The organism is Bifidobacterium minimum, from assembly GCF_000741645.1.
Lineage (GTDB): Bacteria > Actinomycetota > Actinomycetes > Actinomycetales > Bifidobacteriaceae > Bifidobacterium > Bifidobacterium minimum.
Genome location: NZ_JGZD01000003.1, coordinates 1 through 10750, shown reverse-complemented (window position 1 = coordinate 10750; position 10750 = coordinate 1). Strand labels below are relative to the sequence as shown.

Annotated in this window: 8 protein-coding genes and 4 pseudogenes; 7 read left to right on the top strand and 5 right to left on the bottom strand. The window is 53.6% G+C overall.

What is annotated here, in order from left to right:
• The 5 genes and pseudogenes from BMIN_RS00625 to BMIN_RS08225 all read left to right on the top strand — a co-directional run.
• On the top strand, positions 1–225 hold a 225-nt coding region (locus BMIN_RS00625; protein WP_034886219.1), incomplete at its 5' end, for an IS3 family transposase.
• 3 nt (positions 226–228) lie between these two features.
• On the top strand, positions 229–1077 hold the full coding sequence (locus tag BMIN_RS00620) for an N-6 DNA methylase (protein WP_081958223.1): 849 nt from the start codon (positions 229–231) through the stop codon (positions 1075–1077).
• A 931-nt stretch (positions 1078–2008) separates the two neighbouring features.
• Positions 2009–2653: a hypothetical protein gene (locus BMIN_RS08820; RefSeq protein ID WP_238565560.1), complete on the top strand. Its 645-nt coding sequence runs from the start codon at positions 2009–2011 to the stop codon at positions 2651–2653.
• 49 nt (positions 2654–2702) lie between these two features.
• Positions 2703–3185: a restriction endonuclease subunit S gene (locus tag BMIN_RS08460; RefSeq protein WP_152595260.1), complete on the top strand. Its 483-nt coding sequence runs from the start codon at positions 2703–2705 to the stop codon at positions 3183–3185.
• A 26-nt stretch (positions 3186–3211) separates the two neighbouring features.
• Positions 3212–3472, top strand: a pseudogene (locus BMIN_RS08225) (IS6 family transposase); the annotation flags it as partial.
• 226 nt (positions 3473–3698) lie between these two features.
• Here the strand turns inward: BMIN_RS08225 and BMIN_RS08220 are convergent.
• Positions 3699–5795, bottom strand: coding sequence for a heavy metal translocating P-type ATPase (locus BMIN_RS08220; protein ID WP_081648104.1), 2097 nt, complete (start codon positions 5793–5795; stop codon positions 3699–3701).
• Positions 5796–5913: 118 nt separating this feature from the next.
• Here BMIN_RS08220 and BMIN_RS00595 point away from each other — a divergent pair.
• A pseudogene (locus tag BMIN_RS00595) lies at positions 5914–6648 on the top strand (transposase); the annotation flags it as partial.
• Here BMIN_RS00595 and BMIN_RS08215 read toward each other — a convergent pair.
• Positions 6648–7706, bottom strand: a pseudogene (locus tag BMIN_RS08215) (glycoside hydrolase family 36 N-terminal domain-containing protein); the annotation flags it as partial. The pseudogenes BMIN_RS00595 and BMIN_RS08215 sit on opposite strands and share 1 nt — an antisense overlap.
• 233 nt (positions 7707–7939) lie before the next feature.
• Between BMIN_RS08215 and BMIN_RS00590 the strand changes: the two are divergent.
• Positions 7940–8546: pseudogene (locus tag BMIN_RS00590) on the top strand (IS256 family transposase); the annotation flags it as partial.
• Positions 8547–8659: 113 nt separating this feature from the next.
• Here BMIN_RS00590 and istB read toward each other — a convergent pair.
• The 3 genes from istB to istA form a co-directional block, all read right to left on the bottom strand.
• The gene (gene istB / locus BMIN_RS00585; protein ID WP_022861948.1) at positions 8660–9445 is read right to left on the bottom strand and encodes an IS21-like element helper ATPase IstB; all 786 of its coding nucleotides are present in this window, start codon (positions 9443–9445) and stop codon (positions 8660–8662) included.
• 3 nt (positions 9446–9448) lie between these two features.
• Complete coding sequence (locus BMIN_RS09125; RefSeq protein ID WP_238565558.1) at positions 9449–9682, bottom strand: hypothetical protein; 234 nt, start codon at positions 9680–9682, stop codon at positions 9449–9451.
• Positions 9646–10750, bottom strand: a 1105-nt coding sequence (gene istA, locus BMIN_RS00580; RefSeq protein ID WP_238565557.1) for an IS21 family transposase, incomplete at its 5' end; no start/stop codon positions are given. The genes istA and BMIN_RS09125, both read right to left, overlap by 37 nt.

The window sequence follows — 10750 nt, the reverse complement described above, 5'->3', positions numbered from 1 at the left end:
ATGAGCAGGAAGGGCTGCTCCCCGGACAACTCAGCGGCCGAGGGATTCTTCGGCCGCATGAAGACCGAAGCCGTCTACCCCGAGCACTGGGAACAATTGACCTGCCGTCAAGTCATGGAACACGTCGACACGTACATGCACTGGTACAACCATGAGCGTATCAAACAATCCCTGGGATGGAAAAGTCCCGTACACTATAGAATGCAACAAGGGCTAGCGGCCTAAACCATCTCCAAGAAAACGTCCGCAGCCCCGACCACCTACAATCTTGCGCGAATGAATCTCATGATGCATGGTGTCTCGTTCAATAACATGACGCTGTCGAACGCGAATACTCTGGAAACCGATTGGCCCGATGGTCCGGATAAAGAGGGGATCGACCATCCGCGCACTTTCGATGCCGTCGTCGTCAATCCTCCGTATTCCGCTCATTGGGATAACAACGAGAACAAGCTCAAGGATCAGCGATTCAATCCGTTCGGTGCGCTCGCTCCCGCATCAAAGGCCGACTACGCCTTCGTGCTGCATAGCTTGTACCATCTCAACGCCAACGGCACCATGGCTATCGTGCTGCCCCATGGCGTGCTGTTCCGTGGTGCCGCCGAAGCCAAGATCCGCAAGGCTCTTATCAAATCGGGTGCCTCGAGTTCCCAAGGCAACTATCTCGACGCGGTCATCGGTCTCCCCGCTAATCTCTTCTATGGCACGAGCATCCCCACATGCATCCTGGTGTTCAAAAAGAATCGCGACACCAAGGACGTGCTGTTCATCGATGCCAGCAAGGAGTTCGTCAAGGACAAGAACCAGAACCGGCTGTCCAAGGAGAATACCGACAGGATCATCGAGACATATCGCAATCGCAAGGATGTCGATAAATACGCTCATGTCGCGCCGCTGCAGGAGATCGTCGATAACGAATTCAATCTGAACATTCCGCGGTATGTTGACACGTTCGAGGAGGAGGCGCCGATCGACCTCGGTGAGGTGAACAGGCAGCTGGCCCAGGATGACGCCGATATCGCCGAGTTGGAGGCCAAAGTCAAGGAGCAGCTGCGCATCCTCGGTGTAGAGGTGTGATGGGTTGAAGGGTGGCTGTGCGTGGAGCCGGGCGTCGGTAACTCACATGGTATACAGAACCATTCGCTTTAGGGAATGGTTCTGTATATACTGGGTCTATGGCAATCCACACGAATCACACATTGCTGACGCAACGGGAGGCCGCTGAGGCCCTTGGGGTGAGTACCCGGCGTATTACCGATCTCCGCCGCTCGGGTGACCTCGATTCACTTGATGAGGGGGCGGATCGTGTTCTGATCCTTGCCGACTCGGTACGCCGATACGCGTTGCTCGCAGGCAAAGGAGGCCGCCCCTACTCGCCTCAGATGGCTTTCGGAGCGTTGTATCTGATATCGGGGAAGTCGGTGCCATGGCTTGATGCCCAGCGGCGGTATCGATTGGGGCAATATGTTCGTGGAGCGGGGGCTATGGACTTGGTTCGGTTGACGCGGCGGCGTGCGCAGATGCGGGAATACTGGTGCCGAGACTCATTGAAGGGCAAAGTACGCGAGAGCATTCGCATCTCGGGTGCCACCGGGCAGCTGTCGGGCCTCTTTCATCTTATGCCCGGAACAATTATCGAAGGATACGCCGACTTGCCAACGACCAGGCAAGTGATTCGGGACTGCCGGTTACGACTTGGCGCTGAGCCCACAGGTGTTCGTCTCCGCACTGCCGTAGCATTGCCCACACACGATGGCCTTGACGATTTGACGCCAATGCCGATAGGTGTGTGCGCGGCTGATCTGGCGGAATCTGATGATCCCCGTGAGCGCCGAGCGGGTGTGGAGACGTTGGAGCGTTTACTTGCCGTTTTCAAGGATGAAAACGGCTGAGTGGGTGCAGGCACTGAAAGCGGGGGACGATGATGATTACCGTCCAAATATCCAGTCGCGGTCATCCTTGGGACACCGTTTTTGCGGTAGCGGAGGCCGTAGTGCCTCAGGCATGGATGCTTACCGGCGGGCTCATGGTTCAGTTACATGCCATGATCGGCGGGCTCGAGGTGAGACCTACCACCGACGTTGATCTGTTGGTTGATCTTATGTCCGATCACAGGGGAATAGAGAGTGTGCAGAGGGTGCTTTCCGGGCGGGGCTTCGTTGCGCAACCCGGTACGTTGACCGGATATACCACGCGGATGATCGGGCGGGACGGGGGACAGGTGGATCTGTTGGTGGCCGACCATCTTCCCGGGTTGCTGGTTAAGATGGCTGTTTTGGCCGGTAAACCAGTGCTATCTATGCCTGCGGGGGCTCAGGCTCGCGAGCGAAGCATGTACGTGGAGATTGCGGATGGCACGATGCGTGCAACGATTAGGATTCCTGATTTGTTGGGGGCGTTGATGCTCAAGAGCGCCGCATACTCGGTGGATCATGCCGGATTCGGCGAAAGACATTTGTATGATGCGGCCATGCTTGTTTCCTTGATGGGGGACCCGGACGCGGAGCGGAGTCGACTTCACAGCAAAACGGATAGAAAACGCATGAGGACGCTTTTTCGATTACTCCGAGAAGACTCGCCCTACTGGGATAGGTTGGACCGGGAGCATAAGCAAAGCGGCCTTGATGCGATCCAGGTGCTGGCAGGTTGGTGAAGGAGATCGTGAATCGCGCGTAAGTGACTGGGCGCAGTAGGTTGGCGACATGATTCTGGGCATCCAACAGACTATCTCAATTGAGAAATCGGGTTTTGGGGACGTTGCCGGGCCTCATTCCTCACACGCTTGGGAACAGCGGAAGCTGGGTGACATCGCAAATTCTTACTCGGGAGGAACTCCAGCCGTTGGAGAAAAAACCTACTATGGTGGAGCGATTCCCTTTATTCGTTCGGCCGAAATTACTGGATCTGGTACGGAATTATTCTTAACTGAAAGAAGTTTAAGGAACTCTTCTGCCAAAATGGTCACCGTTGGCGACATTCTTTATGCGCTTTACGGTGCGACAAGTGGAATGGTCGGTATCGCTCGTATCAAAGGTGCCATCAACCAGGCGGTGTTGGCAATGAAACCTATTGTTGGGTATGATTCTCAGTTTATTGTGCAATGGTTAAGGGAACGCAAACAGAGTATACGAGAGAGGGTTCTGTTGCGAAGTTTTTTAATTTCCTGTATTTATTGTAAAATGTAAGAAAAAAGGTTAGTGAGGCTTGAGAGATGAATCATTTTAAAGGCAAACAATTCCAACAAGAAGTCATCATTGTCGCTGTTGGTTATTACCTACGTTACAATCTGAGCTAACGTGAAGTTCAGGAATTGCTTTATGACCGTGGAATAAATGTTTGTCACACTACGATTTATCGGTGGGTTCAAGAATACAGTAAAATCCTCTATCATCTCTGGAAAAAGAAAAATAAACAGTCCTTCTATTCGTGGAAAATGGACGAAACCTATATCAAAATTAAGGGACGTTGGCATGATGCTAATCGTTATCTTAGAGGTAATATTTATTTTCTAGTTCATAAAGGGAGTCAATTAAATGATTATGAACGAAAGATTCTAAAATCATTTAAAAATAAATCATATTTAAAAAATATCATTACAATCATTAGTATTTCTGTGATATCATACTTAATCTTTAAGTATATTTGAGTGATAAAAGTTTTATAATTAGTATGAAAAAAATAGAAGAGCATATGCTCTTCTATTTTTTATCATACCTCAATCCCATCGCGTTGATTGAGACAATCACGGTTGAGATTGACATCAGGACTGCTGCAATGAGAGGGTCAATATAAATTCCTGTAAATGGATAAAGAATACCCGCTGCAACAGGAATAGCAATAATGTTATAGCCTGCTCCAAACCAGAGGTTTTGTTTCATTTTTCTAAGCATGCGTTTGGAGATATTAATCATATCCAAGACGTCACTTGGATTGGAGTTAACTAGGACGACATCAGCGGTACTGATAGCAACCGAAGTTCCTGCTCCAATCGCAAAACCAATCGTAGCAGTTGCAAGAGCTGGGGAATCATTGACACCATCACCAATGAAAAGAACGCCGGCTTTCTTTTGGTATTCTTTCACAATTTCTGCTTTATCTTCAGGTTTTAATTCCGCTCTAAATTCGGGAATATTTAGTGCACTAGCAATTTTTTGAGCAGTTTCTTTATTATCACCCGTGAGCATAACAGGGGTAATTCCTTGGGCTAATAAACCATTAATAAAGGCTTTCGCGTCTGCTTTAGGAGAATCTCCTAAGGCAATAAATCCTAAAACATCTTGTTGTTCATTGATTAGGAAAGATACAGTTAAACCTAAATCTAAATATTGAGCAATCTTTTGTTCATCATAAGAAAGTTGATTTTCACGAAGATATTTATAGTTAACAATTTGATAAAAGTTTTGATTAACTTGCCCTTTAATTCCAACTCCTGGAATATTTTCAACCGCTTCAACTTTTAGATTTTCAAGAGGTTTAGCAGCTGAAACGATTGATTGAGCAATCGGGTGAGTGGAACTTTCTTCAAGTGCTGCCATGATTTGGAGAATGTCTGTTTCATCAGTAAAATTAATAACATTACGGACAATAAACTTACCGTCAGTTAATGTTCCTGTTTTATCCATTAAGGCATATTTAATTGTATTTATTTTTTCCAAAGAGGTTCTGTTTTGAATTAATAAACCATTTTTAGCAGAAATACTGGTTAAGCGAGAAACAACAAGTGGAACCGCAAGACCTAAAGCGTGTGGACATGCAATTACAAAAACAGAAACCGCAAGAAGTAGAGCAAAACTAAAGTTAGAACTAATTGTCCAAAAAATTAATGAGAAGATACCGACAATAAGTGCAGCATAGAAAAGGTAACCAGCCACTCTGTCAGCCATATTTTCCAAATTAGATTTTTGAGCTTGGGCTTTCTTGACTAATTCGGCCACTTGATTGAGAAATGAATCTTTTCCAAGGGTTGTGACTTTCATCTCAAATGGTTGGTTTTGATTGAGGGAACCACCATAAACAAGGTCATTTGTTTTTTTATTGACTGTTCGGCTTTCACCAGTAATCATTGACTCATCAACGAGCGCTTCACTTAATATAAGGCCATCTGCAGGAATTTTTTCATTTTCTTTCACTAAAAGCAAATCGCCAACTTTTAGTTCTGAAAGCTCCACATCCTTCCCACTTTTTAAGTGAGCTTTTTTGGGAACAAGGCTTGCTAAATCTTTCAATGCATCGCCAGCACCCATGATTGCTTTCATCTCAATCAGGTGACCAATCAACATAATGACAATTAAAGTTGCCAGTTCAAACCAGAAGTTCATGCCCATATGTCCGTTAAGACTCATAATTGTGGCATAAACAGAATAAGCATAGGCAACGGTAATTCCCATTGTAATCAGCATCATCATGGCTGGCTTACGGCTTTTTAATTCACCTTTTGCTCCGCTAAAAAAAGGAGTCCCAGAGTAAAAGAAGATAATTGTACCAAGGATGAGTTGCAAAATTTCACTTCCGGGGAATTTAAGGATAGTAAAGCCCGCGATTGGTGAAATGAGTAGAAGTGGAATCATAAGAATGATAGCCACTTTGAGCTTTTTACTCATATCACCCATATGCATCATGTGTCCTCCATGATTCATCATATCCATATTGTCCATATCATGCATATCATGCATATTATCCATATTGTGCATGTTGTGCATCTCATGGTTTTCGTGCTCCACATCCATCATTTCATGATTATGATGATGCTCAGCCATCATTTCATCGTGATTAGACGAATGAGTTTTATTTGACATATTTTCCTCCTAAATGAATGCTTTGAAATTTCTATCTATATATAGTTTACAATGGCTTTTCGCTGTTTGGTGTGGGTGGGCTGGTCGGGTGGAGGTGGCTGGCGGGTAGTTTGGGGGTATGGATACCACGTTGTTGTTCACCGCCGCCTTGCAGTCGCCTGATCCTTGGAGGGTTTCGGGTGTGGAGTTGCGTGACGGGGAGGGCGGCAGACGCGAATCGCGCATCACGATCGGATTCGAGCCCGGCTCGTGTTTTTCTTGCCCGCATGCGGGGTGCGGGCGGGAGGCGTGCCCGATGCATGATGTCAGGGACCGGGTGTGGCGGCGCTTGAGCTTCTTCCGGTACGAGGCGTTCATCCACGCGGGCGTGCCGCGCGTATCATGCCCCGGGCACGGCGTGCGTGCGGTGCCGGTGCCGTGGGCCCGTCCAGGCGGCGGGTTCACGCCGTTGTTCGAGGCGATGGTCGTGGAGCCGGCGAAAAGCCAGCCGGTCGCGGGCATGGCCGGGCAGGTCGGCGAACATGACACGGGATCGTGGCGGTTCATCGGACATTATGTGGACCAGGCCCGCCCGTACGAGGATCACACGGGCGTGGGGGCGATCGGCATCGACGGGACCAGCCGCAAAGGCCACCGGTACATCACCGTGCTCGCCGATCCGGCGCAGCGCAACGTGATCCGCGTGGTGCCCGGCAGGGACGCGAACACCGTCAAACGGTTCGCGTTGGATTTCATGGACCACAACGGTGACCCGAACCGGGTGACACTGGTCACCTGCGACATGAGCCCGGGGTTCGCCAAGGGCATCCGCGGACGCCCGCCCGACGCCGCCGGGGTGATCGACGAGTTCCATACTCCCGAGTCCCTTGCCTTGTCCGCGAGCGCCTTCAGAGTGTCGAATGAATGATCGAAATACACTGCCTCCCAGGTGTTCAGGATCACCGGACGCGGCTTCTTCGCGAAGAGCGGGTGCATGCTGCGTACAAAGCCGTGGAAACGCGAAGCAACCTCGTTCAGTCCTTCGCCATAGGATCCATACACCCAGGGGGTCGTGTAGCTTTCACCTTGTCCGAGCTGCATTTCACCGCCGACCAGCTGTTCCGCGCCACCAATCAGGCCCTGCGTATAGGTTGTCCTTTCAGCCGACAGCACGGAGTTGCCGCTCCAACCGACATGTGCGGAATACGCCTCACCATGTGAGAATCCGAATCCGGGAACTCCTGCCGTCATCAGCAGCGATGCATCGAAATCAGGGCGGCCGACCATGCTGAGACGCTCGACTCTGCCGATGTTGAAGGGTTGGCGCTGAGGAGAGCGTTCACGCAGATGATAGCCCGTCGTCGACAGAATCTCGCTGGCTTCCTCTGGGACCGGATATGCAAGTTCGATCTTGTCGACGCTCAACGTCCCGAGCTCGTTCTCGGCACGAGACCCATCGCTCTCTGAGCCATCTGTCGAACGGCCATTCGAGGGCCTTGCCCTCTGGCGCAGCAGACCCGATTGCGTTATTTCGCATTCCCACAGCAGCGCAAGCCCTTGCACTTCATCGATTGCAGTTATTGCGACCCTTCTGCCATTTATTGCAATTGGGTCATCGGTCGTGCTGAACCTGCAGAACAGCTCGACTCCATCTCGGCGAAGGACCAGACGGTCGGAACCGGTCCACGCTTCTGCCTGAGTTGGGATTATGCTCGGCCAATCGGTGTCGTCCAAGCCGCCGGAAACGCGCTGAGGCCTTACCGCGTCATTGCAGTTCACCAGATATTCGGGGTGCGCCATCGGTCTGCCCCATTGCACGATCCTCGGAAGATCACTGCCCTGCATCAGCAGCGTCACAGCGATGTCCGCATCCCTGTCTTCGCCATAGAGCGTCGTGGACTCCGTTCCATCATTTGCTTTCCCCTTGAAGATGCGCCAAGTTCCCCCTGCATTGGCCGCAGTCGTCCTGTCAGTGCCATTAACCACGTTGTTCATCACACAATTCCTTCGACTTTGAATTCAGCTTCCTCATAAATGTCGGCGTATGCTCCATGGATAACGTCCGGATTCTTGCGCAGTTTTGAGGTGGTGGGAGCATAGCCCGTCCTGTGTGTACGATTTTCAATCGCTGAAAGAGAAAACCGATTGGAAAGCAGGTACGGGCCATGCCCAAGCACATTTTACAGGTGAATCAACCCATGTTCGAGACACAACTGGACCGGATGGTGAGCGAGAAGGTCACCGAGATCCGTGGGCCGGATGCCGGACGCCGAGGCCGACGAGATCACCGGCGCGGCCCGCTACGAGCGTTCCTGCGGCAGGAAGGCGTATCGTGCCGGCCATTACGAACGCGATCTGACGGTCAAGGCCGGCAAATTGAGTGTGAGGGTGCCGAAGCTGAAGGGTGCCCTGTTCGAGTCGGCGGTCATCGAACGGTACCGACGCCGCGAGGAGAGCGTGGAGGAGGCGCTGATCGACATGTACCTGGCCGGTGTCTCCACGAGGCGGGTGGACGACATCAGCCAGGCCCTGTGGGGCGAGCGGATGCCGCCGCAGACCCTGTCGGACAAGCTCAGGAAGGTCTACGGGGACATCGACGCCTGGCGTGAACGCCCGCTGTCCCAGGCCTACCCGTATGTGTTCATGGACGGGGTGTGGCACAAGCGTTCGTGGGGTGGCGCCGTGGAGAACGTGAGCATACTGGTCGCGATCGGCGTGCGTCTGGACGGGCACCGGGAGGTGATCGGCGTGGCGGAGGGCATGAAGGAGGATTGTGTTTTGTCAAGTTGTTGTTGGCCGTTGTGGCGTGTGTTGGCGTCCGTTTGAGCGGTTGGTTTTAGGCCATGTTGGCGTTGGCTGGTCCTATCTGTCCGGTTGTGTGTTTTCTATTGCATGAGGGCGTGGGTTTTGCGCCAGGAGTCGCCCTCGAATCTGATCATGCGTCCGTGGTGGATGGTGCGGTCGATGATGGCGGCGGCCATGTTGGGGTCGCCGAACACGCGTCCCCATCCGCTGAACTCGATGTTGGTGGTGTAGATGATGCTCTGGGTCTCGTACGCGTTCGTGACGATCTGGAACAGGAGCCTGCTGGCTTCCTCGTCGATGGGCACGTAGCCCAGCTCGTCGATGATCAGGAGTTGCGCCTTGCCGATGGCGGCGAGCTCACGGTCGAGTCTGCCGTCCGTGCTGGCGCGCAACAGGCGCATGACCAGGCTGGCCGCGGTGAAGTAGCGCACCGGGATGCCGTTGCGGCAGGCTTGCCTGCCCAGGGCTATCGCCAGGTGGGTTTTGCCCACGCCGGGCGGGCCGAAAAGGACGAGGTCCTCGGCGTGGTCGATGAAGTCGAGGGTTTCGAGTTGCTCGCGCCCGTAGTCGACGGGGAAGCGGATGGGTGTCCAGTCGTAGCCGTCGAGTTCCTTGGCCTGGGGGAAGCCGGCCTGTTTCAGGAGCCGGGAGCGTTTGGAGTGTTCCCGCGAGTCGAGTTCCGCGCGCATCCATGACTCGATGAATTCCATCTGGCCGGGGGTCGCGTCGGCGAGCTGGTCGGCCAGGACCTGCCGGGTCAGGGGCAGGCTTTTAGAAAGCGCCATGATCGTCTCAATCCTCTCGCCGGTGGTCTGGCGGCGTCGTTTCATGTCCGGCATGATCACCGGTGGACGATGCGTCCCCATGTCCTAGACCTCCTTACGTTGCATGAACGCGTCATAGACGCGCAGGTCCGGGGCTTTCACGTCGTCAACGGGTTCGCCTGCCTTGATGCGTCTGGCCAACATCATCATGCTGGCCTCGTCGAGCGCGCGACCCTGTTCGATCAGATGCTCGCCGGCCCTGACGGCGGCATCGAATCCGGACGAATCGCTGGCCCTGGCGATCAGCCGGAACGCGTGGCGACGATCCCCGGCATCCATGTGGTCGACCGCCAGGCGCAGCTTGGCGGGGAAATCGTCGCGGATCGTGGACTCGGGCCAACCATTCGTCTTCCTTCCCAGTGCGGGCAGCAGAACCGCCGGATCCCGGATCGTGACCGGCGAGGAACCATAGACCCGGGGCAGCTTGGCGCAGACCCGACCATCCTGGGTACGCAGTTCGACGTCGAAGGCACGCAATCCCACCTCCAGGCTCCACCCGCGCCAGGAAGGACCCGCGAGGTAATAGTTGCCGTCCACCTTGACCCGCCCGTCCCGGTCCGCCCGGCGTTCCTGCGCCAGTCGACCGCGTCGAAACCGATACGAGGCAACGGCTGCATGTCCTCCTTCTCCCGCTCGAACAGGCTCGCTATCGACGTGCCCTTGCGGTAATGCCCGTTGTTCGCCAATGCGTCGCAACGCTCCAACAGGAACCGGGTCAACTGACCGTACGACTCCGCGTTCAGGATCGGCACCATGATGTTGCGGCGCAGGAACCCGACCGCGTTCTCCACGCTGCCCTTCTCATTGCCCGAATACGGGTTGCAGAACCGGGTCTCGAGCCGGTAATGCGCAAGGAACAGGGCAAACAGCTTCACGATGGTGACCTTGTCCCACGCGACCCGGTGGCCGGCGCCCGTGGCGTTATCGAACACCAGCATCATCGGCACCACGCCGATATGCTCGAATACCAGACGCAACCCATAGCACACGCATGCCGCGTTCTCCCCGGGCAACGCGACCACGTACCGCATGTTCGAGAACGGGAACGAGACCACCAGGCAATGCACGCCCACCCGATCCCCGCCTATCACGGCCTGCGCCACGCCGAAATCGACCTGCGCCTCACCCGGATGCCACGCCAACTCCATGAACCCATCCGAACCCAGGCGATGCTCTTGGCGCCACCGTTTCACATACCGTTGCACCACCGAATACGAGCCATCGAACCCGTGCTCGGTAACCAGCCGGTCAAACACACGCTTGGCGGTATGCCGCTGCTTGCCCGGCATGAACCGGTCCGCAGCCAGCCACCCGTCAACCACCGGCCTGAACGCGTCAAGCTTCGGA

What these genes read in the sequence shown, in the direction of transcription:
- BMIN_RS08220 (WP_081648104.1), bottom strand. Translation starts at nt 5,795, where the DNA reads ATGTCAAATAAAACTCATTCGTCTAATCACGATGAAATGATGGCTGAG.
- istB (WP_022861948.1), bottom strand. Translation starts at nt 9,445, where the DNA reads ATGGGGACGCATCGTCCACCGGTGATCATGCCGGACATGAAACGACGC.
- BMIN_RS09125 (WP_238565558.1), bottom strand. Translation starts at nt 9,682, where the DNA reads ATGGATGCCGGGGATCGTCGCCACGCGTTCCGGCTGATCGCCAGGGCC.
- BMIN_RS08820 (WP_238565560.1), top strand. Translation starts at nt 2,009, where the DNA reads ATGCTTACCGGCGGGCTCATGGTTCAGTTACATGCCATGATCGGCGGG.
- BMIN_RS08460 (WP_152595260.1), top strand. Translation starts at nt 2,703, where the DNA reads ATGATTCTGGGCATCCAACAGACTATCTCAATTGAGAAATCGGGTTTT.